This window comes from Myxococcota bacterium (assembly GCA_035498015.1).
Classification (GTDB): domain Bacteria; phylum Myxococcota_A; class UBA9160; order SZUA-336; family SZUA-336; genus VGRW01.
In genome coordinates, this window is record DATKAO010000085.1 from 15399 (window position 1) to 37605 (window position 22207).

The 22207-nt window shown below is 70.2% G+C and carries 16 protein-coding genes; 7 read left to right on the forward strand and 9 right to left on the reverse strand.

Going from position 1 to position 22207, the window contains the following annotated elements:
* Positions 1-6: 6 nt before the first annotated feature.
* Both VMR86_06675 and VMR86_06680 read right to left on the reverse strand, forming a co-directional pair.
* Entirely contained in the window at positions 7-1029 is a 1023-nt protein-coding gene (locus VMR86_06675) for an acyl-CoA dehydrogenase family protein (protein ID HTO06725.1), read from the reverse strand.
* Positions 1026-2219: an acyl-CoA dehydrogenase family protein gene (locus VMR86_06680; protein ID HTO06726.1), complete on the reverse strand. Its 1194-nt coding sequence runs from the start codon at positions 2217-2219 to the stop codon at positions 1026-1028. The genes VMR86_06675 and VMR86_06680 overlap by 4 nt, the downstream gene beginning before the upstream one ends.
* Positions 2220-2245: 26 nt before the next feature.
* Here VMR86_06680 and VMR86_06685 point away from each other — a divergent pair, with 26 nt between their 5' ends.
* On the forward strand, positions 2246-3805 hold the full coding sequence (locus VMR86_06685) for a long-chain-fatty-acid--CoA ligase (protein HTO06727.1): 1560 nt from the start codon (positions 2246-2248) through the stop codon (positions 3803-3805).
* 4 nt (positions 3806-3809) lie between these two features.
* Here the strand turns inward: VMR86_06685 and VMR86_06690 are convergent, their stop codons facing one another.
* The 4 genes from VMR86_06690 to VMR86_06705 all read right to left on the reverse strand — a co-directional run bounded on the left by VMR86_06690 (position 3810) and on the right by VMR86_06705 (position 6698).
* A complete protein-coding gene (locus tag VMR86_06690) occupies positions 3810-4622 on the reverse strand; it encodes an SDR family NAD(P)-dependent oxidoreductase (GenBank protein HTO06728.1) in 813 nt (270 codons plus the stop codon).
* Between the two features lie 59 nt (positions 4623-4681).
* The gene (locus VMR86_06695) at positions 4682-5212 is read right to left on the reverse strand and encodes a hypothetical protein (protein HTO06729.1); all 531 of its coding nucleotides are present in this window, start codon (positions 5210-5212) and stop codon (positions 4682-4684) included.
* 160 nt (positions 5213-5372) lie between these two features.
* Positions 5373-6005, reverse strand: coding sequence for a hypothetical protein (locus tag VMR86_06700; GenBank protein ID HTO06730.1), 633 nt, complete (start codon positions 6003-6005; stop codon positions 5373-5375).
* Positions 6006-6095: 90 nt separating this feature from the next.
* Complete coding sequence (locus tag VMR86_06705) at positions 6096-6698, reverse strand: hypothetical protein (GenBank protein HTO06731.1); 603 nt, start codon at positions 6696-6698, stop codon at positions 6096-6098.
* A gap of 111 nt (positions 6699-6809) precedes the next feature.
* On the opposite strand from VMR86_06705, the gene VMR86_06710 reads away from it, so the two are divergent.
* Positions 6810-7592: an NYN domain-containing protein gene (locus tag VMR86_06710; protein HTO06732.1), complete on the forward strand. Its 783-nt coding sequence runs from the start codon at positions 6810-6812 to the stop codon at positions 7590-7592.
* Between the two features lie 63 nt (positions 7593-7655).
* On the opposite strand, the gene VMR86_06715 is transcribed toward VMR86_06710, so the two are convergent.
* Positions 7656-7997, reverse strand: a complete 342-nt coding sequence (locus VMR86_06715) for a helix-turn-helix domain-containing protein (protein ID HTO06733.1) — start codon at positions 7995-7997, stop codon at positions 7656-7658.
* Positions 7998-8090: 93 nt separating this feature from the next.
* Between VMR86_06715 and VMR86_06720 the strand changes: the two genes are divergently transcribed.
* The gene (locus VMR86_06720) at positions 8091-8636 is read left to right on the forward strand and encodes a carboxymuconolactone decarboxylase family protein (GenBank protein ID HTO06734.1); all 546 of its coding nucleotides are present in this window, start codon (positions 8091-8093) and stop codon (positions 8634-8636) included.
* A gap of 15 nt (positions 8637-8651) precedes the next feature.
* Positions 8652-11102: a glycoside hydrolase family 3 C-terminal domain-containing protein gene (locus VMR86_06725; GenBank protein HTO06735.1), complete on the forward strand. Its 2451-nt coding sequence runs from the start codon at positions 8652-8654 to the stop codon at positions 11100-11102.
* 24 nt (positions 11103-11126) lie between these two features.
* Here VMR86_06725 and VMR86_06730 read toward each other — a convergent pair whose 3' ends face one another.
* The gene (locus tag VMR86_06730) at positions 11127-14165 is read right to left on the reverse strand and encodes a hypothetical protein (GenBank protein ID HTO06736.1); all 3039 of its coding nucleotides are present in this window, start codon (positions 14163-14165) and stop codon (positions 11127-11129) included.
* A gap of 108 nt (positions 14166-14273) precedes the next feature.
* Positions 14274-17243, reverse strand: a complete 2970-nt coding sequence (locus VMR86_06735) for a hypothetical protein (protein ID HTO06737.1) — start codon at positions 17241-17243, stop codon at positions 14274-14276.
* A 156-nt stretch (positions 17244-17399) separates the two neighbouring features.
* Here VMR86_06735 and VMR86_06740 point away from each other — a divergent pair, with 156 nt between their 5' ends.
* The 3 genes from VMR86_06740 (at position 17400) to VMR86_06750 (ending at position 22160) form a co-directional block, all read left to right on the forward strand.
* The gene (locus tag VMR86_06740) at positions 17400-18944 is read left to right on the forward strand and encodes a long-chain fatty acid--CoA ligase (GenBank protein HTO06738.1); all 1545 of its coding nucleotides are present in this window, start codon (positions 17400-17402) and stop codon (positions 18942-18944) included.
* A 93-nt stretch (positions 18945-19037) separates the two neighbouring features.
* Positions 19038-20912, forward strand: coding sequence for a sulfatase-like hydrolase/transferase (locus VMR86_06745; GenBank protein ID HTO06739.1), 1875 nt, complete (start codon positions 19038-19040; stop codon positions 20910-20912).
* Between the two features lie 21 nt (positions 20913-20933).
* Positions 20934-22160: a metallophosphoesterase gene (locus VMR86_06750; GenBank protein ID HTO06740.1), complete on the forward strand. Its 1227-nt coding sequence runs from the start codon at positions 20934-20936 to the stop codon at positions 22158-22160.
* Positions 22161-22207 lie beyond the last annotated feature (47 nt).

Sequence of the window (22207 nt, forward strand, 5' to 3'; positions counted from 1 at the left end):
GTCTCCCTAGGGCGCTGGGCCCAGCAGTTTCTCGGCGAGCCAGCGACGCTGGTGCATGGCGTCGCCGAAGGTCGGGCGCGTGGTCTGCGCGCGCTTCAGATACAGGTGCGCGTCGCAGTCGAGCGTGAAGCCGAAGCCGCCGTGCAGCTGCACGGCGCGCGAGGCCGCGAACACGTACACGTCGCAGGCCTTGGCCTTGGCCATGCGCGCGAGCGTCTCGGCGTCGGGGTCGCCCGCGTCGAGCGCCGTGGCCGCCGCGTACACGAGCGAGCGCAGGCCCTCCACGCCGATCAGCACGTTCACGAGCGGGTGCTTCACCGCCTGGAACGAGCCGATCGGCTTGCCGAACTGCTCGCGCGTGGCGGTGTAGGCCGAAGTCAGGGTGAGCAGGGCATCGGCGCCGCCCGCCATCTCCGCGGCGAGCGCGAGACAGGCCCATGGAGTGAGTCGCGCGAGCGCTTCGCCCGCGCTCGCGGGCAGCTTCTCGCCCGGTCCGGCACTGACGCGCCCCAGGCGGCCGGCGCGGCGCGTCCGATCGAGCACGACTTCCGGCTCGACGCCCGTCGCGCGTGCGTCCAAGACTGCGAAGTCCTCGCCCACCCGCGCCACCAGCCGGTCCGCGAGCGCTGCGCCCCACACGTGGCGAGGCTCGGTGGCCAGTGCGAAGCGCGACTCACCGGACACCAGGGGCGGCAGCCAGCGCGCTCTCTGCTCCTCGGATCCGCTCTGCACGAGCACGAGCGCCGCGAGCGTCGACGACAAGAGCGGGCAGGGCAGGAGCCGCCGGCCGGTCTCCTCGAGCAGCACGGCCAGGTGCACTGCGCCCAGCCCCGCGCCGCCGTGCTTCTCGGGCACGCACAGGCCCAGCCAGCCCAGCGCCGCGAGCTCCCGCCAGTCCGCCGGGTCCTCGCCCGAGTCAGTCTCCGCCAGCGCCCGCACGCGCGCGATCGGGAAGCGCTCGTCGAGCCAGCGCCGCGCCTCGGTGCGCAGCAGCGCGTGCTCTTCGTCGCAGCGCACCGCCGGGTTCATCGCGTCTTCGGCAGGCCGAGCGCGCGCTCGCCCAGGATGTTGCGCAGGATCTCGCTCGTGCCGCCCGCGATGGTCATCGCAAACGAGTTGAGATACGAGCGCTGCCACTCGGCGTTCGCCGGCACGTGCGGGTCACCGATCCACAAGCCCGCGTCGCCACCCAAGAGCTCGCAGGCGAAGTCGGACAGCGCCTGCCCCTGCTCGGAGCTCGCGAGCTTCGACATGAGCGGCAGCGCCTCCGGCCGGTCGCTCACCAGCGCCGGCACGCGCGCGCGCGCCGCGTTCGCGCGCAGCGCCGTCTCGTCGATCCAGAACGCGCTGAGTCGGTCGCGCACGACCGGATCGGACAGCACGGCGCCGCCGTCGCGCTCGAGCCCGCGCAGCAGGCGCACCAGCGCCGCGACCTGCTCCGCGCCGCCGCCCTGGCCGCCGGCCGAGCCTTCCGACGCGCCGCGCTCGAACGAGAGCGTGGCCATGGCGATCTCCCAGCCCTGGCCCTCGCGGCCCAAGAGTGAGTCGCCCGGGATGCGCGCGCCGCTCCAGATCACCTGGTTGAAGCCGCCCTCGCCGGTCATCTTGACCAGCGGCTGCACCTCGACCCCGGGCAGCTTCATCGGCGCGAGGAAGTACGAGATGCCGGCGTGCTTCGCGCCCGCATCGTCGGTGCGCGCGAGCAGGATGCACCAATCGGCGTAGCGGCCCAGCGTGGTCCAGACCTTGTGACCTTCGATCGCCCAGTCGGCGCCTGCGCGCGTCGCCCGCGTGCGCAGCGACGCCAGGTCGCTGCCCGCGCCCGGCTCGCTGAAGCCCTGGCACCAGATCTCGTCGCAGCGCAGGAGCGGCCGGATCAGTCGCTTCTTCTGTGACTCCGTGCCGTAGCGCAGGATGACCGGCCCGGCCCACGACAGGCCCACCAGGTTGAGCAGGAACGGCGCGCGCCCGCGCGCGAGCTCCTGGTCGATCACCCGTTGCGTGCCGCGCGGCCGGCCGCCGCCGCCGAACTCACTCGGCCACTCCGCGCCCACCCAGCCCGCGTCGTACAGGCGCCGCTGCCAGTCGCGCAGCCAGTCGAACTGGCGGTCCTCGGCCACCTCGAGGGCGCTCTGGGGCAGCTTCCAGCCCGGGTCGCCGGGGTGGTTGCTGCGGATCCACTCGCGCAGCTCGGCGCGCAGGGCCTCGTGTTCGTCCACGGCGCCGATCATATACTGGAACCACCATGCGACTCTTCGACCACCTCGACTGGCACGCGCGCGAGCGCCCGAACCACCCGTTCGCCTGGTTTGCCGGGCGTGAGATCAGCTACCGCGAGGCGCGCGACCGCTCGAACCAGATCGCGAATGCGCTGCTCGCCGAGGGCCTGGCTCCGGGCGCGCGCGTCGCGTTCCTGTCCAAGAACTGCGCCGAGTACGCGCTGTTCTACTTCGGGGCCGCGAAGGCCGGCGTCGTGCCGGTGCCGCTGAACTTCCGGCTCGCGCCCGCGGAGTGGAGTTACATCGTGAACGACGCGGGCGCCGAGCTCCTGTTCGCGCGCGGCGCGCTGGCCGGCGCGATCGACCCGGTGCGGCGCGAGCTCGGCTCGGTCAAGCGCTGCCTGGCGCTCGACGCCACGCCGCCCCCGGGCTGGGAGGCGTACGAGCCCTGGGTGGCGCGCGCCGCCACGAGCGCGCCCGAGCGCTTCGTGGCCGACTCCGCCGACGTGTACCAGATGTACACCAGCGGCACGACCGGCCGGCCCAAGGGCGCGATCCTGCAACACCGCTCGGTGACGGCCAACGCGGCGCAGATCGGCTCGGTCACCTCGCTCGGTCACGGCGACCGCTATCTGGTCGTCGCGCCGATGTACCACGCTGCGGCCGCGGTCTCCTCGTTCTGGATCGTGCAGGAGGGCGGCTGCCTGTACATCCTCGAGGACTTCGTCCCCGCCGAGGTCGTGCGCGTGCTCTCCGAGGAGGGGATCGTCGCGGGCACGCTCGTCCCGGCCATGATCCAGGCGTGTCTGGTCGGCGTGCCCGACGTCGCGCAGCGCCGCTACGAGTCACTGCGCACCATCATCTACGGCGCGTCGCCGATCGCGGTCGAGACACTGCGCCGCGCGATCGAGGTGTTCGGCTGCGGCTTCGCGCAGGGCTTCGGCATGACCGAGACGACCGCGGCCGCCACCTTCCTCTTGATGAGTGATCACGAGCGCGCGCTGCGCGGCAAGCCGGAGCTCCTGCTCTCGTGCGGACGCGCGCTGCCCGGCACCGACGTGATCATCGCCGGGCCCGACGACGCGGAGCTGCCGCGCGGCGAGATCGGCGAGATCCTCGTGCGCGGCCCGCAGGTCATGCGCGGCTACTGGAACCTCGAAGGCCCGAGCGCCGAGGCGCTGCGCGGCGGCTGGATGCACACCGGCGACGCCGCGAGCATGGACGACGAAGGCTACGTGTTCATCCAGGACCGGCTGAAGGACATGATCGTCTCGGGCGGCGAGAACGTGTATCCGCGCGAGGTCGAAGACGTGCTGTTCAAACACCCGGCCGTGGCCGATGCCGCGGTGATCGGCGTGCCCGACGCGCAGTGGGGCGAGGTCGTGAAGGCGATCGTGGTGCTGCGCAAGGGCGCGCAGGCGACCGAGGCGGAGCTGATCGACCACGCGCGCCAGTCACTCGCGAGCTACAAGCGCCCGCGCTCGGTCGACTTCATCGCCGAGCTGCCGCGCAACCCCAGCGGCAAGGTGCTGAAGAAGGACCTGCGCGAGCCGTACTGGAAGGGTCACGCGCGCCGCGTCAGCTGACGCTTCAGCCGTTGATCTTCTCCAGCACGTTGTCGCCCTGGTTCCCGAACGCGCCGAACACGGCGTTCAGCCCGCCGTCGATCGAGAGCGCCACGCCGGTGACGAACGACGCGTCGTCGGAGAGCAGGAATGCGACCACGCGGCCGATCTCCTCCGGCTGACCCACGCGGCCCAGCGGGTGCGCCGCCGCGAGCGGGCCCTCGGTGAACACCTTGTTCTTGTGCAGGGGGCCGAGGATCGGCGTGTCGATCACGCCCGGGCAGATCGCGTTCACGCGGATCTTGTGCTGTGACAGGTCGCCGACCGCGCACTTCATGAGTCCGAGCACGCCGTGCTTCGACGCGCAGTAGCTGCCCATGCCGCCGCCGCCGCGCAGGCCCGCGTCGGAGGAGGTGATCACGATCGAGCCGCCTTTGCGGCCGTCGCGCATGGCGCGCGCGCTGGCCTGGAGGCCGTAGAACACGCCCGAGAGGTTCACGGCGATCGTGCGGCTCCACTCGTCGAGCGTGGTGTCGAGCACGTTCGAGGTGGCCGCGATGCCGGCGTTCAGGTGCGCGAGGTCGAGCGAGCCGAAGCGTTTCAGCGTGGCGTCGACCGCGCGCTGGTTGTCGGCGGGGTCGGTCACGTCGAGCCGGAGGCCGACGGCCTCGCCGCCGCCCTTGGTGATCTCCTTTGCGGCGGACTCCGCGCCTTCCGCGTTCAAGTCCGCGCAGGTGACTCGCGCGCCCAGCCGCCCCAGCTCCAGAGCGCTCGCCCGACCGATCCCCGAAGCGGCGCCCGTCACGAGCGCGACCTTGCCCGAAAGCTTGCCAGCCATGTGGAGTCCTCCCGTGCCGCGAGCATAACCCGCCGGCGGGAACGTTTTCCGGCACCCGGTCAGAAGGGCACTGGAAAGCTCGCGATCGCGCCGTCGCGGTTCTTGGCCTTCACCGCCGTGCCGTCGTCGACGATGAAGCTCCCGGGCAAGCCGACGCTGGAGCTGCCGCCGCTGCCAGTGACCTTCAGCGTGGCGGACTCGGGGCAGGTCGTGCCACCGAGCGCGGAGTACTTCAGCGTGAGGACTCCCGGTGCGATCAGCGCCAGCCCGCCCATGCCGGCGTCGCAGGAGATCTGCAGCGTCGCGGGCATGGTGACCGACTTCGTGTCGCCGTTCTTCGTGACGCTGATCAGTGGACCGTTGAGCGAGAGACCGCCCACCGGCGCGAGCTCGCCGAACGGCTGCGTGTCGATGGCCGCGATCGTGTTGTTCGTGAGCTCGCCGCAGTTCATGAACAGGAAGATCCCCTGGGTCTTCGTCGGCCGGGCGCCCGTGCACACCTCGAACACGTCCTTGACGTCGAGCGAGGTGCGGTCCATGCGGCCGTCACCGGAGTTGCTCTCTCCCTGACTCGCGAGCTTGAGGGTCATGGTGAGCTCGTGAGCGGTGATCGAGCCGCCTGCGTGAGCAGGACGAGCGCCGAACGCGAGCAGCAGTGCGGCGGACGCGAGGCCGGTAGCGACGCGGAACGTCATGACTCTCTCTCCCGAGTGGTGAGAGAGCCATCTTACTCGACCCGGACCCTCGGGTTTACGGGAAAGGAGGCAGCGTCGCGATCGCGCCGTCGCGATTCTTGGCCTTGATCAGGGAGCCGTCGTCGAGAATGAAGGACGCGGGAAGCCCGAGATTGTTGCTCGTGGCCGACCCCGTGATCTTCACGGTCGCGGACTCCGGGCAGACCTGGCCTCCACCCGAGAGCGCCGAGTACTTGATGTCCATGATGCCGTGCAACGTCGCGACCAGTGCGCCCGTGTTGCAGCTCAGGTCGATGGTCACCGGGAAGCTCGCGGTCTTCAGGTCGCCGTTCTTCGTGGAGTCGACCATCGGGTCACCGAACGTGATCTCGCCGATGTTGGCGAGGCCCGTGAGCGGCTGGGTCGAGATCGCGTCGATCTCGTTCATGTTCGGGTCGGTGCAGTTCAGGAACAGGAAGATTCCCTGGTTCTTCGTCGGGGAGCTTCCCGTGCACAGATCGAACAGGTCCTTGTCCTTCCGGGTGCTCCGGTCGACCCGGTCCTCGCCGCCGTTGGTCTCTCCCTGGCTCGTGATCTTGAACGTCATGCTGAGCGAGTGTGCCGTGACGACGGTGGAGCCCGCGTGGGCATGGAGCGGAGACGCGGCCACGAGCAGCGCCGCGGCGGATAGAAATGCGTAGCGGACCATGGGCTCTCTCCTCGGGTTTGGGGGTGAGAGGCCATCTTCCGCCAGGCAACGGCGGGGCTCAAGCTCGTTCCGGCGAAGGGCTTTCGCCTGCTACGGCAGGGTGACTGCCGGGTTCGCCTTCTTGAGCTGGAAGGTCGAGCCGTCGTCCACCAGCACGCCGCCGGAGGGCATCGCGGCCAGGCCGGTCACTCGCACCTTCACCGTCTGTGCGCAGAAGAAGATCTCGTCGACCGGCGTGTAGCTCACGTCGGCGATGCCGCTCACGAGGAGGTTGGGGCCGCCCGTGCACTCGATGTCGAATGTGATCGGCATGGCGCTGCGCTTGGTGGTGAAGCCCGTCGAGGTGTAGACCGCGTTGTCCACGTCGAAGGTGACGGTGCCGATCTCCTGGATCACGTTCGAGGTGTCGACGTCGATCGCGTCGATCGAGGCGGTGCCGAGCTCGGTGCAGTCGGGCAGGAACACGTACAGGTCCTGGGTCTTCGTCGGCGGGGTGCCCACGCAGCCGGCGAAGATGTCGGCCGAGCTGATCGCCACGCGCGCCGCCTTCGACCCGTTCGGCACGTCCTTCTGCTGGACGCCGTGGATGGCGATGCGCAGCGGGTAGGCCTGCGCGCGGGCCGTGGCGGCGGCGCCCAGGCAGAGCAGGGCGGCGCACAGGGCGGTCGGAGCGAGAGCGCGGGGCGAAGTCACGTGCGGGTCCTCCAGCGGCGTTTCGTGGCTCCTCTCATCGGCGCCGGCGGCTTTGCGCTTCGCGCTTTCGGGCGCGTGCTATAGACTCGCCGCGCGAAAGGGAGTGAACACATGGGGACAGCGCCGGACGGATCGCACAACGTCGCCGTCTATTTCGACCTCGAGAACGTGGTGATCGGCTGCCGCGACGCCCGCTACAAAGTGTTCGATGCGTCGCTCGTGCTGAAGCGCATGGTCGACAAGGGCAACGTGGTGACTCGCCGCGCCTACGCGGACTGGACCAAGTACCCGGACTACCGGCGGCCGCTGCACGAGAACGGCGTCGAGCTGATCGAGATGCCGGGCTCGAAGCTCACCGGCAAGAACAGCGCCGACATCAAGATGGTGGTCGACGCGCTCGAGCTCTCGTACACCAAGCCCCACATCGACACGTTCACGATCGTGTCGGGCGACTCCGACTTCTCGCCGCTGGTCGCGAAGCTGCGCGAGAACAACCGGCACACGATCGGCTGCGGGGTCAAGAACTCGACCTCGCCCATGTTCATCGAGCACTGCGACGAGTTCATCTACTACGACGACCTCGTGCGCCGCACCGTGGAGCGCAAGCCGCCCTCGCCCAAGGCCAAGGAGCTGCCCAAGAAGCAGCAGGAGGCTTTCGACATGCTGCTCGAAGCGGTCGAGGCGCTGCAGCGCGAGAACCGGGAGCTGCACGGCTCACTCGTGAAGGAGACCATGAAGCGCAAGAACCCGGGCTTCAACGAGGAGTACCACGGCTACCGCTCGTTCTCGCGCCTGCTCGAAGACGCGCAGAAGAACAAGCTGATCGCGATCCACAAGGACGCGCGCAGCGGCACCTACGTGATCGACGAGGTGCTCGACGAGTCCGCCGCCTGAGGCCTTACCGACGTACGTTCGTCTGCGACTCACTGCGCGGGCCTTCGGCCCTTGCCGCCTCGCTCAGGGCGGCCTTCGCTCGGCGCGGCGCGCCCAGCGCTCGGCCCAGTCGGAGAGCGGCGCGAGGGCCTGGCCGAGTGACTCGCCGGCCGACGTGAGCGAGTAGCCGGCGCCGGGCTCGTGCGCGACCAGGCCCGAGTCGCGCAGCTCGGCGAGTCTCTGGTTCAGCACCGTGGGCGAGAGCTCGTCGCACGCCGCGCGCAGCGCGCGGAAGCTCTGCGCGCCGTGGCGCAGCTCCCAGAGGATGCGCAGCGCCCAGCGCCGGCCCAGCAGGTCGAGCGCGGCCATGATCGGGCGGCCCGTGCGCGAGCCGCGCACCGGGGCACCGGGTCTCGGGGTCGGCATGACTCTCCTCGTGCTACGGATCCTCGTGCTACGTAGCTTGTGCTACGGATTCGATAGCGGTAAGCTACGGTAACAGTAGCACGGAGGTTCCCCATGGACGAAGCCCGGATTCCCCCCGCGCCGCGCCCGTACGCGCCCGAGCTCGAAGAGACGCTCGCCCGGCTCATGGGCCCGGGCGTCGAGCCGCTGCGGCTGTTCCGCACCCTGGCGCAGAACCCGCGCGTGCTGGCGCGCTTCCTGGCCGGCGGGCTGCTCGACAAGGGCAGTATCTCGCTGCGCGAGCGCGAGCTCGCCATCCTGCGCACCACGGCGCGCTGCGGCTCCGAGTACGAGTGGGGCGTGCACGTGTCGTTCTTCCACGCGCGCGCGGGTCTCTCGGCCGAGGAGGTGCGCGCGACCTGCGCCCTCGACGGCAGCCACCCCTGGAGCGGCCGCGACCAGGCGCTGCTCGACCTGTGCGACGCGCTGCACGAGCGCTGCGACGTCGACGACGCCACCTGGCGGCGGCTCGCGGCCGAGTTTGCCCCCGCGCAGATCGTGGAGCTGGTCGTGCTGGCCGGCTTCTATCACACGGTCTCGTACCTGACGAACGCGCTGCGCATCGAGCTCGAGCCCGGCGCCGCCCGCTTTCCCGCGTGATACGATCGCGCCGCGATGAGTGACACGCGGCGCGTCGAGGAGATCCTCGGCAAGCTCACGCTCGACCAGAAGGCGTCCCTGACCGCCGGGGCGGACATGTGGCACAGCGTGGCGATCCCGGGCGCCGGCGTCCCGGCGCTGGTGCTGTCCGACGGCCCGTCGGGCGCGCGCGGCAGCAACTTCTCCGAGGCGGGCGCGACCTCGGCCTCGTTCCCGTGCGGCGCGGCGCTCGGGGCCACCTGGAACCCCGAGCTGGTCGAGAAGGTGGGCGCGGCCATCGCCGAAGACGCCCGCACCAAGGGCGCCCACGTGCTGCTCGGCCCCACGGTCAACCTGCACCGCTCGCCGCTCGGCGGCCGCAACTTCGAGTGTTACTCCGAGGATCCGCACCTGTCGGCGCGTATCGCGGTGGCGTTCATCCGCGGCGTGCAGAGCCGGAACGTCGCGACCTGCGTGAAACACTTCGCCGCGAACGACCAGGAGTTCGAGCGCATGACCATCTCCTCGGAAGTGAGCGAGCGGGTGCTGCGCGAGCTGTATCTCGTGCCCTTCGAGGCCGCGGTGCGCGAGGCCGGCAGCTGGTCGATCATGTCGGCCTACAACCGGCTGAACGGCACGCACGCGTCCGAGCACCCGTGGCTGCTGGGCGCGCTGCTCAAGCGCGAGTGGGGCTTCGACGGCGCCGTGGTCTCGGACTGGTACGGCACGAGCAGCACCGCGCCCAGCGTGAACGCCGGCCTCGATCTCGAGATGCCCGGCCCCGCGCGCCACCTGGGCGCGAAGGTAGCCGTGGCGGTGCGCGCCGGAGAGATCCCCGAGTCCGCGCTCGACGACGCCGTGCGCCGGCTCCTGCGCCTGTGCGAGCGCACACACGCCTTCGACGACGCGGCCGCGGCCGAGCGCTCCGTCGACCGGCCCGAGCACCGCGCGCTGGCGCGCCGGGCCGCGGGCGAGGCGATCGTTCTGCTCCAGAACGAGGCCGCCACCCTGCCGCTCGACGCGAGCCGGCTGCGCAGCCTGGCGGTGATCGGCCCGAACGCCGCGGTGGCCGTGAGTCAGGGTGGAGGCAGCGCGCGCGTACGGCCCCACTACGCCGTGACTCCCTTGGAAGGCATTCGCAAGCGCGCAGGCGACGGGGTCAGCGTGCACTTCGAGCCCGGCTGCACCAGCCACAAGACGCTGCCCGCGCTGGGCGCGGAGTCACTCGCCGGCCCCCTGCGGGTCGAGTTCTGGAACGGGCACGGCTTCGATGGCGCGCCCGCGCTGCTGCGCGATGCGCCCGAGGGCTCGTTCACCTGGTTCGGCCGCTTCGCGCCCGAGATCGACTCGCGCGCCTTCGCGGCGCGGGTCACGGGCGCGCTCGCGCCCGGGGTCACCGGTGACTACGAGTTCGCGCTGGTCTCCGCCGGCAAGAGCCGCCTGTTCGTCGACGGAAAGCTCCTGATCGACAACTGGACCGAACAGGCGCCCGGCGACGCGTTCTTCAACCTGGGCTCGGCCGAGAAGCGCGCGTCGTGCCGGCTCGAGCCGGGCCGGCGCCACGACGTGGCGGTCGAGTTCGCCAACGTCGACCGGCCGGGCATCGGCGGGCTCAAGATCGGCTGTCTCGCCGCGCCGCCCGCAGACCTGCTCGAGCGCGCGGTCTCGCGCGCCGCGGCCTGCGACGCCGCGGTGGTCGTGCTCGGGCTGAACGACGAGTGGGAGAGCGAAGGCCACGACCGCGTGACTCTGGCCCTGCCGGGCCGCCAGGCCGAGCTGGCGGCGCGCGTGGCGGCGGCCAACCCGCGCACCGTGGTCGTGATCAACACGGGCGCGCCCGTCGACCTGTCGTTGCTCGAGCACGTGCCCGCGGCGCTCCAGCTCTGGTATCCGGGCCAGGAGTCCGGCAACGCGCTGGCGGACGTGCTGTTCGGCGACCGCAACCCGTCGGGCCGCCTGCCGCACAGCGTGCCCAAGCGGCTCGAAGACACGCCCGCCTATCTCGACTGGCCCGGTGAGCACGGCCGCTCCGTCTACGGCGAGGGCCTGTTCGTGGGCTACCGCTGGTACGATGCGCGGCGCATCGAGCCGCGCCTGCCGTTCGGTCATGGGCTCTCCTACACGCGCTTCGAGTACGGTCCCCTGCGCCCGGCGCGCGAGCGGCTGCGCGGCGACGAGTCACTCGAGCTGTCGCTCGACGTGACCAACGCCGGTCCGCTGGCCGGCCAGGAGGTCGTGCAGCTCTACGTGCGCGACGTGGCGTCGAAGGTCGCTCGGCCCGAGCAGGAGCTGAAGGCGTTCGCGAAGCTCACGCTCGCGCCGGGTGAGACGCGCACGGTCTCGTTCACGCTGGGGCCGCGGGCCTTCGCGTACTGGGACACCGGGGCGGCGAATTGGGTCGCGGAGCCAGGCGAGTTCGAGCTCTGTGCGGGCGCGTCCTCACGCGATCTACGCGCGCGCGCCTCGGTCGTGCTCGAGCCTGCCTGACTCCGCGACTCCCTCCCTCTTTCGCTACAGATTGCAGCCCGACGTGAGCGCCGGCCCCAGGCTGGCGAGCGCGCGCCGCAGCACCGTGACGTCCACGATGTCGCAGCTGGCCGCGCCCGAGCCGTTGGGCCCTGCCACGTTGCACTTGCCCGGCGCCAGCGGCGTCGAGATCGAGGCCAAAAGCTCGCGCGCGGCCCGCACGTCCGCGCTGGCCGCGATGCCGTCCGCAGTCACGTCGCCGCACTGATTCGCGTCGCGGATCCCGTCCGGCTGCGACGAGTCGCCCACGCCGCCGCGGTCGATGCCCATGCGCGGGCCCGAGCCCGGCGGCGTGCAGGTGAAGGTGAGCTCGGTCGGCACCGAGCCGACCAGGTTCTTGAGCTGGGTGCTGGTCAGCGTGGGGTCGGTCGAGGAGTCGGGCGTGTAGGTGTTGGCAGCCGACATCCACCAGCCGCGAGTCACTCCGTTGATCGTGGCCTTCACGACCAGATCGCACTCCTTGTTCGGCGTGCGGTCGACGTCGGGGTAGTCGGTGACCGCGCGCGTCTCGAGCAGGGAGACCCGGTTGAACACGTTGGGATCGCTGATGTTGGCCGAGGTGAACGTGACTTGCTGGCCGACGATGGGCGCCAGGTCGCTCGGGAAGGCCATCACGAAGTTCGCCACGTTCTGGCGCATCGCGGCGCCCTTGTTCTTGTAGTTGCTGTTCGGGTCGTTGGTGGTGTCGGCCGGGAACGAGAACACGCTGCCGTTCAGGAAGCTCACCACGTTGTCGACCGAGCCGTCGTTCAGGTAGCCGAAGCCGCGGATCTGAATGTCGTTGGGGTCGCCGTGCAGCGGGATCCCGGGCTTGTTGGGGTCGGTGATGAGGTTGACTCCGTCCATGCCGTACATGCCGACCTTCTGATAGGCGTTGCGCAGGTGCGGCACCTTGAAGTGCTGACTCAGTCCTTCGAAGGTCGAGAGACCGCCCGTGCCGAAGAAGCCCTGCGACGGGTCGAGCGTGTGACAGCCGTTGCAGTTCTTCAGCGTGTCCGACGGCGCGCCCGCGTAGAAGCCGGCGCCGGCCGCGGCCGACGCGCTCACCGAGAGGTCGAAGCCGCGGATCGGGTTCGGCGGGAGCTGCACCTTCAGGATGAAATTCGTGTACGCGAGCATGTCCGAGGCGCTGAGCTGACTCGCGCGCCCGAGCAGACTCACGAACGCGGGATTGAATTTCTGGAAGGCCTGCGTCTCGTCGAGCGCGTTCGCGGGATCGCCGTCCCAGTTCGGCTGGCGGTCGCTGCTGACCCCGCCCGATCGGTCGCCGCGCCAGTGCATCGGCCCGCTGTGCTCCATGCCGCGCAGGGTCTGCGTGGTCATGGGGCCTTTCAGCGGGTGGAAGTCCACGTTGCCGCCCAGGTTCGCGATCGCCACGGGCAGCGGCGGGGCCAGGCCCGAGCGCACGAACGGGTTGTTGTTGGTGAGCACGCCGTTGGGATCGGGCAGGCCCAGATCCCAGGCCAGTGAGTCGAAGTCGGAGAACACGTGGCACACCGCGCACGAGGCCTCGCCGTTGGCCGAGGTCAGGTGCGTGTCGTACAGGAAGCGCCGGCCGTTCACGATCGTGGCGCTCTCGGGGTTGTGCACCGTGACGTGACCGATCTCGGTCTTCGCCGTCGGGTCCACGATCGAGATGCCGTCGTCGAAGCGCGTGTACACGTAGAGGCGGTTGCGGCCCTCGTCGAGCACCAGCCCGCCCGGACCGCCCGCGCTGAGCGGAATGTGATTCGCGGCGTTGGGCGTGAACGCGCCGGGATCCGAGGGCGGCAGCGCGAGCGCCACGGTGTCGATCACGCCGACCTCCTGGGAGCCGAACGCGGCCAGATACAGCGTGGCGCCGTTCTGAGTCACGGCCATGTCGGTCGGGATCCCGAGGCTCTTCTGATTCATGCTGGCCGGCACGGACACCGGGGCGAGCGTGTAGTCGATGTGCTTGTTCAGGTGGCGGGTCGCTACGGTCGAGCTGCCGGACAGGATCGAGATGCGCGCCTTGTGCAGCTCGCCGCGCAGGTTCGGCTCGGGCGGGGTGGTGTTCGGGTCCGCGCCACCCTCGAAGCGGTCGAAGTTGTTCGCGTCGGTGTTCGAGACGTACACGACGCCCGAGATCGGATTGACCGCCATGTTGTAGAGGATCGTGCCCACGTGATCGAAGACGCCCGTCTGCACCGGCGGCGTCGCGTTTGCGTCGAGCACGAACACGTCGTGGTCGGGCAGCGTGAACTTCACCAGATTGGTGTGAGTCGCGCCGTTGACGTCGACCCAGGTGGTGTCCGACTGGTACTTCAGCATCACGCCGACCTGGGGCGCAGGCAGCGTGCCGCCGGCCGGGTTCACGTAGTCCGGGGTCGGTGCCGGGGTCGGAATGGCGCCCTGCAGGGCGACCGTGGTCTGGTCGCCCGAGTGGAACACCGCGGCGTAGACCGTGCCGCCGTCGGGAGTCACCGCCAGCGCGCGCGGTGTGTCGCCGAACAGGTTCAAGAGCGCGATCGGGGTACCGCCCAGGTTGGCGCCGAGGCTGTTCGCGTCGAACACCCACACGTCGCTGCGGCCCACGCCGCCCTCGAGCAGCTGCGGGTCGCCCGGGCGGTTCTGGCCGCGGTGCGCGGCGGTGATGAAGGCGCGGTCGTGCGCCGTGCCACCGAACACGATGTCGCGCGGCTCGTCACCGACCAAAAGCGTGCGAGTCACCTTCAGGTTCGGAACGTCGACGATCGAGATGCTGTCCGAGAGGTGATTCACCACCCAGACTTCCGTGTTCGAGCGCGCGGCCACCGCGACGGGCTCGAGACCCACGGGCACGGATCCGATCAGCCGGAGACCGCTCGCGCCGACTTGGAAGACCTCGAGCCGGCCGTCCGGGATGTTGCAGGCGAAGAGCTTGGTCTTGTCGGGCGACAGCGCGAGGGGCCGCACGGGGCCGCTCTCGAACAGCGTGTAGTTGTCCTGGGCCGATGCGAGGCCCGGCAAGCCACACAGCAGGGTCCACAGCAGGACAGAGCTACACCAGCGCCAGCGTCCCATGATCCCCTCCAACGCGCCTCTGCCGCGGCAGCGGTCGATGCAAACCGCGGCATGATACGACGATCCACTGACCGGAGGGGAGGGAAAAGCCGAGTCCGCGCGGCCGGATCAGTTCGCGCAGCCGTTCGTCGTAGCGGGCGAAAGGCCAGCGAGAGCGCGCTTCAGGACGGCCACGTCGAGGATGTCGCAGCTCGCCGGGTCGCTGCCCGGGTCGCCCGCAACGTTGCACTTGCCGGGCGCGGTGGGGCTCGAGATTCCGGCCAGGAGGGCGCGCGTCTGGGCCAGGTCGCCCGAGGTCGCCACGCCATCTGCGTCGGTGTCTCCGCACTGCTGCTGGTCGAGGATGCCGTCGGGCGGTGAGTCGTCGCCGACCCCGCCACGGTCGATGCCCAGGCGCGCGCCGGAGCCGGGCGGCGCGCAGGTGTAGGTCAGGTCCTGCCCGGGGGTGGCTGCGAGCGCGCGCAGGTCGGCGTCGGCGATCGGGCCCTCGCTGCTGGAGTCCGAGGTGAAGACGCCCGGCGAGCTCATCCACCAGCCGCGCGCCACACCCGCGATCCGGCCCTTCACCACCAGGTCGCACTCGTTGTTCGGGGTGCGGTCCGCGTTCGGGTAGGCCGTGCTGGCGCGCTGCACCAGCAGGTCGAGGCGCGCGATCAGGTCGGGATCCGTGCCGTTGTCGCTGCGCAGAGTGACCTGCTGGCCGACGATCGGCGCGAGGTCGGACGGGAACGCGAACAGGAAGCTGGCGAGGTTCGCGCGCGTGGTGTCTCCCGCGGGGCCGCCGAGCGGGCTGAAGAACGTGCCCTGCAGGAAGCTCACGATCGTGTCCGAGGAGCCGTCGTTCAGGAAGCCGAAGCCACGCACCTGGTCGCTCGTGGGCGAGCCGTGGCCCGGGAACGAGCCGATCGGGTTGCGCCCGAACATACCGACCTTCTGATACTCGTTGCGCAGGTGCGGCACCTTGAAGTGCTGTGACTCGGCGGAGAAGCTGGTGAGTCCGCTCGTGCCGAAGTGACCGTGCGCGGGGTCGAGCACGTGACAGCCCACGCAGTTCTTGCTGGCGCCGTCGCTGGCCGCGCCCAGGAAGGTGGCCAGGCCCGCGGACTGCGCCGCGGTGAACGAGCCGTCGAAGTTGCGGATCGGGTTCGGCGGCAGCTGGAGCTGCAGCGCGAAGCTCGCGAACGCCTGCATGTCGCCGGCCGACAGCTGGCCGTCGCGGCCCAGCAGGCTCACGAACGCGCCGTTGAACTTGAGGAACGCCTGGTTCGGGTCGTTGGCGTTGGGATCGGCGTCCCAGTTCGGCGTGCGGCTGCTGAAGCCGCCGCCCGAGCGGTCGCCGCGCCAGTGCATCGGCCCGTTGTGCACCATGCCGCGCAGGGTCTGCGTGGTCATCGGCCCCTTGAGCGGGTGGAAATCGACGTTGGTGACTCCGCTGCCGTCGACCACGGCCGGGCCGGTCGTGCCCACGATCTTCACGAACGGGTTGTCGTTCAGGGCCACCGCGCCATCGGGCGACGGAGCGCCCAGGTCCCAGGCCAGCGAGTCGAAGTCGGCGAACACGTGACACGAGCCGCACGAGGCCTCGCCGTTCGAGGACGAGAGGTGCGTGTCGTACAGGAAGCGCCGGCCGGTCGTGACCGACGCGGGCTCCGGGTTGTGCACGCGCACGTGGCCGACCTCGCTCTTCGAGTCGGTCGAGACCAGGGAGATTCCGTCGTCGAAGCGCGTGTACACGTAGAGCCGGCTGCGCGGCTCGTCGAGCACGACGCCGCCCGGCCCGCCCGCCGAGAGCGCGATGTGACTCGCGGCGCTGGGCTGGAACGCGTTGGGATCGTTCGGGTCGAGCTCGAGCGCCGCGGTGTCGATCACGCCCAGCTCCTGGGAGCCGAACGCGGCCACGTAGAGCGTGGCGCCGTCGGAGGTCACTGCCATGTCGGTCGGGATCCCGAGGCTCTTCTGATTCATGCTGGCCGGCACGGACACCGGGGCGAGCGTGTAGTCGATGTGCTTGTTCAGGTGGCGGGTTGCCACGGTCGAGGTGCCGGAGAGGATCGAGATGCGCGCCTTGTGCAGCTCACCGCGCAGGTTCGGCTCGGGCGCAGCGACGTTCGGGTCCGCGCCGCCCTCGAAGCGGTCCATGTTGTTGGCGTCGGTGTTGGTCACGTAGACGGAGCCGGACATGGGATTCACCGCCATGTTGAACAGGATCGTGCCCACGTGGTCGTAGACCGAGGTCTGCGCCGGCGGCGTCGCGTTCGCGTCGAGCGCGAACACGTCGTGGTCGGGCAGCGAGAACGGGACCAGGTTGTCCCAGTTCACGCCGGTGGCGTCCTGCCAGGTCACGGGACCCACCTGGCGCATCATCAGCCCGACCGCCGGCGTGGGCAGGCTGTTCGGGTCCGAGACGCCGGTGGGCAGGCTCTGGAAGGGGCCGATCTGCGGAATGGTGCCGACGGGCAGCGTGGTGGTCTGGTCGCCGGAGTGGAACACCGCGGCGTAGACGGTCGCGCCGTTGGGAGTCACTGCCAGCGCGCGCGGAGTGTCTCCGAACAGGCTCAAGATCGCGAGCGGCGTGCCACCCAGCGCCGCGCCCAGGTTGTTCGCGTCGAACACCCACACGTCGCTGCGGCCCACGCCGCCGTCGAGCAGCTGCGGGTCACCCGGCCGGTTCTGCCCGCGGTGCGCGGCGGTGACGAACGCCCGGTCGTGCGCCGCGCCCGCGAACACGAGGTCGCGCGGCTCGTCGCCCACCAGCAGGGTGCGAGTCACTCGCTGGGTCGCGACGTCGACGATCGAGATGCTGTCGGAGAGGTGATTGACGACCCACACCTCGCCGTTCGTGCGGGCCGCGACCGCGACCGGCTCGAGCCCGACCGGAACCGACCCCGAGTGCAGAAGCCCCGCTGCGCTCAGCGAGAAGATCTCGAGCCGCCCGTCGGGGATGTTGCAGGCGAAGAGCGTCGTGCCGTCGGGCGAGAGCGCGAGCGGGCGCACGGGTCCGCTCTCGAACAGCGTGTAGCTGCCCTGTGCCGCGGCGTTCGCTGCGTACAGCCAGCACAACAGCGCAAGTGCAAGCACCCGACCCAAACCCCGAACCCTCCGAAACTTCTCGCGAACCCCACGCCGGCAACCGCGCCTCTCTCGGGAGCTGCGGTGTCCGCCCATCATACGACGTAGGCCGTCCAGCAGTTGCAGAATCCCGTGTGCCAGAATGGAACCGAGGGGAGCGACGACGTGAAGAACAACATCGGCTTGTTTCTGGCGAAGCGCGCCTTGCTGAATCCGAGCCTCGAGGCCTTCATCGATACTCACTCCGGGCGCCGCTTTTCCTTCGCCGACCTGAATGCCCGCGCCAACCGCACCGCAAGCTTCCTTGCGGGTGAGCTGGGCGTGCGGCCCGGCGAACGGGTGGCCCTGCTCTTGATGAACGGCCCCGAATTCATGGAGAGCTTCTTCGCGATCGCGAAGCTCGGAGCGATCTGCGTCCCCCTCAACTGGCGCCTCGTCGCAGACGAGCTCCAGTTCATCCTCAAAGACGCCGGCGCACGGACCCTGATCTACGGTGGTGAGTTCGCGCAGGTCGTGGCGGAGCTCGAGAAGCGGCGCTCCACCGACGTGCGGCACTGGGTGCACGTGGGCAGTGACTCGACCCGCGCGCCCGGCGCGCTGGACTACGACGCGCTGCAGCGCGCCGGCTCGGCCGAGGAGCCGCCGATGGGCGCGCAGGACGACGACGTGCTCTACATCATGTACACCTCGGGCACGACCGGGCTGCCCAAGGGCGCGGTGCACACTCACTCGACCGCCATGTGGGGCGTGCTCACGATCGCGGCCACGGCCGAGATGCGCTTCAAGGATCGCTATCTCGTGTCGCTGCCGCTCTTCCACGTCGGCGCGCTGACCCCGATCACCGGCAACGTGTACCGCGGCGTGACCAGCATCGTGATGCGGGCCTTCGACCCGACGAAAGTCTGGGAGCTGATCCAGTCCGAACGGGTCACGGTGGCGCTCAAGGTCCCGGCGATGCTGAACTTCATGCTGCAGACCTACGACCCGAAGAAGTACGACCTGTCGAGCCTGCGCTGGATCATGAGCGGCGCCGCGCCCGTGCCGGTCACTCTGATCGAGGCGTACGCCAAGCTCGGGATCGAGATCCACCAAGTCTACGGACTCACCGAGAGCTGCGGCCCCGCATGTCTGATCGGCCCGGACGATGCCCTGGCCAAGGCCGGCTCGACCGGCAAGGCCTTCTTCCACACCGACGTGCGCGTGGTCGACGACTCACTGCGCGACGTGGCGCCCGGCCAGCAGGGCGAGGTGATCATCCGCGGCGCGCACGTGATGAAGGAGTACTGGAACCGCCCCGACGCCACGGCCGAGACGATCAAGAACGGCTGGCTCCACTCGGGCGACGTCGCCACGGTCGACAAGGAAGGCTTCGTCTACATCCAGGACCGGCTCAAGGACATGGTGATCTCGGGCGGCGAGAACGTGTACCCCGCCGAGGTCGAGAACGCGATCCTGTCGCACCCCAAGGTCGGCGAGGTCGCGGTGATCGGGCAGCCGAGCGCGAAGTGGGGCGAGTCGTGCTTCGCCGTGGTCGTGAAGAAGGACCCTTCTCTCACCGGCCAGGAGATCCTCGATTGGTGCAACGGCAAGCTCGCCCGCTACAAGCAGCCGAAAGCCGTGGGCTTCATCGACGTAATTCCTCGAAATCCCTCGGGAAAGGTGCTGAAGCGCCTGCTCCGCGAGCAATTTCCCGGACCCGCGCCGGAATAGCCCGACGGCTCACGCGCTGAGCCCCTCATGAGATCGGCCTCACCCGGGTCGGACCGCCCTTGTGTTGGCGCAGGACTTGCCGATCGTGCGGCCGTGGCAATCCCGGGACGGCGGACCAGCTTCGCCAACTACCTGCTCCTCTCCTACACCGGCATGGCCGTGCACGCGGCCGTGTTCGCGCGCGGCCACGTGGGCGACGCCCTGTCCCTGGGCTTCGCGCTGGCGGTGTCTGCGACCTACGCGGCCCTCTATCTGCTGCCGCTGGTGCTGGTGTGCGGGCTCGGCGCGCTGGTCCCCCCGCGGGCCCGGCTGCTGCGGGGCGCGGCGGTGGCGCTGGCCGTGGTGGTCGGGGGGCTCTTGCACGCGCTGGTGATGGGTGACCGCGTGCTGTTCCAGCTCTACGGCTTCCACCTGAACGGCTTCGTCTGGAACCTGGTCACGACCCGCGGCGGCATCGAGTCACTCGACGGCGGTCCGGAGACGTTCCTCTCGCTGGCCGCGCTCGGCGTGGGCTTCATCGCGCTGCAGGCCGGGCTGTGGTGGCTCGCTTCGCGCGAGCGCACGGGCGCGCGGCTCGCGCCCCTGCGCGGCTGGCGCGCGTGCGCCGCGGCGGCGGGCATGTTCCTCGCGGCCACGGTGGCGGAGCGCGCGACCTACGCGTACTCGTACGCGGTCCACGAGAACGCCGTGCTCGACGTGGCCAACGCCTTCCCGCTCTACCTGCCCACGCGCGCGCGCACGCTGACCCGGGCCATGGGCATCGAGTCGCCGACCGAGGCGGTGTCACTGGAGGCCTCGCGCGCGGTGCTGGACTACCCGCTGCACCCGATCGCGCGCGTGCCGCACCGGCCCTACAACATCGTGTGGCTCGTGGCCGAGTCACTCCGCGCCGACGCGCTCGACCCCGAAGTCATGCCCGCGACCAGCGCCTTCGCGGCGCGCTCGCTGGACTTCCGCCAGCACTACAGCGGCGGCAACAACACGCGCATGGGCATGTTCTCGATGTTCTACGGGCTGTACGGCGGCTACTGGTTCGCGTTCCAGGAGCAGGAGCGCAGCCCGGTGCTGATGGACACGCTGCAGCACGACGGGTACCAGATCGAGGCCCGCACCAGCGCGAAGTTCACCTATCCCGAGTTCGACGAGACCATCTTCGCGCGCGTGCCGCGCGAGAAGCTGCACGAGGGCGACGGCCGCCCCGGCTGGATGAACGACCGCGACAACGTAGCCGGTCTGATCGACTTCATGGCTCACCGCGAGGCGCAGAAGCCGTTCTTCGCCTTCATGTTCTTCGAGTCGCCGCACGCGCGCTACGAGTTTCCGCCCGAGTCGGTGATCCGCACGCCGTATCTCGACCGCATGAACTACGCCACCATGGACGTTCACCGCGACATGGGTCTGATCAAGAACCGCTACCTGAACGCGGTGCACCATCTGGACTCGCAGCTCGCGCGCGTCTTCGAGTATCTCGAGGCGAACCAGCTGCTCGACTCCACGATCGTGATCGTGACCGGCGACCACGGTGAGGAGTTCATGGAGAAGGGCCGCTGGGGCCACGCCTCCGGCTTCACCGAGGAGCAGACGCGCGTGCCGCTGCTGCTCTGGGTGCCGGGCGAGGCGCCGCGCCGGATCGAGCGCATGACGAGTCACCTCGACCTGCCGGCCACCGTGCTGGCGCTCCTGGGCGTGACGAACCCGCCCTCGGACTACTCGTTCGGCTTCGACCTGCTGCACGGGCCCGAGCGCCACTCCACGGTGGTGAGCGGCTGGGACGAGCTGGCCTACGTCGACGCCGAGCACAAGATGGTCCTGCCGCTGGGACGCTTCGACTTGCGCCGCAAGCGCCGCGTGACCGCGCGCGACGATTCCGCGCTGTCACCCGCCGCCGAGGAGCTGGCGACCTCGGACCGCACGCGCGTGCTCGGGCTGATGCGTGAGCTGGCGCGCTTTGGCGGACCTCGCGGCTGACCTGATAGAATCGCGCGCACCATGGCCGCCGAAGTGCGCGACGCAGAGCTCCTGGCCGTCACGGCGGACTCACTCTCGCTCACCTTCAGCGTGAACGACGGCACGCGCGCCGTGGCCGAGCCCGCGCGCGTGGTGGTGGACGGCGAGGTGCGCAACGTCTCGGCCGAGCCGGGCACGCGCCACGTGCGCGTCGACCGGCTGGCGCCGGACACCGAGCACACGATCGAGATCCAGGTCGCCGGCGGCGCGCCCCTGACTCCCACGAAGTACTTCTCCGGACGCGCGCGCACGCTGCCGGCGCCGCGCGGCAAGCGCGTGGCGCGCTTCGCCACCTTGAACGACCTGCACTTCGGCGAGCCGCGCTTCGGCGGCACGCTCCTGGCCAACGGCGACTACGGCGAGCCCGCGGCGGGCTATCCGGCGGTGCGCGAGACCGACGGCGACGTGCCCTACTGGCAAGTCATGAACGAGGATGCGGTCGCCGACATCAACTCACTCGGCGCCGACGCGGTGGTGATCAAGGGCGACATCGCGGACATGGGGCGCGCGCACCAGTTCGAGTTCGCGCGGCGCACGTTCTCGCGCTTCGCGCCGCCCTGGCACGCCTTCCTCGGCAATCACGATCACTACGCGCGGACGCAGTTCGGCGAAGAGGTCGACGGCTACGCGCTGCTCGGCCAGCCGCCGGCGCCGCGCGCGCTCGAGCTCGGCGGCTGGCGGCTGCTCCTGCTCGACACGGTCGAGCCGGGCGACCACCACGGAGTGTTTCCCGACGCGCGGCTGGCCTGGCTCGCCGACCAGCTCGCCGAGACACGCGAGCACGCGCAGCCGACCCTGCTCCTGACTCACCACCAGCCGGTGCCGCCCGAGCACGCCCACAGCTACCCGAACACGATCGGCATCCTGCCCGAGCACTCGCTGCGCATCTTCGACCTGCTCGGCAAGAACCCGCAGGTGCAGGGCGTGTTGATCGGGCACACCCACCGCAACCGAGTGCGCCGCTACGCGGCGTCGGGCGCGATCCCGTTCATCGAAGTGCACTGCGTCAAGGATTATCCGGGCGGATTCGCCGTCTATGACTTGTATGACGACGGCACGTTCCGCCAGGAGGTGCGGCGCACCTCGAGCCCGCGCGCGCTCGCACATTCCACTCGCTGCCGCGATTTCTTCAACGGCGGCTACCGCGACTTCGCGCTCGGCACGCTGCCCGAGCGCGCCTTCGTCGCGGGAGGTCAGCGCGCGCGCTGATGATCGGCGCCCGGCTGGTCGCGGCCGTGGCTTCCTGACTGAGCGGC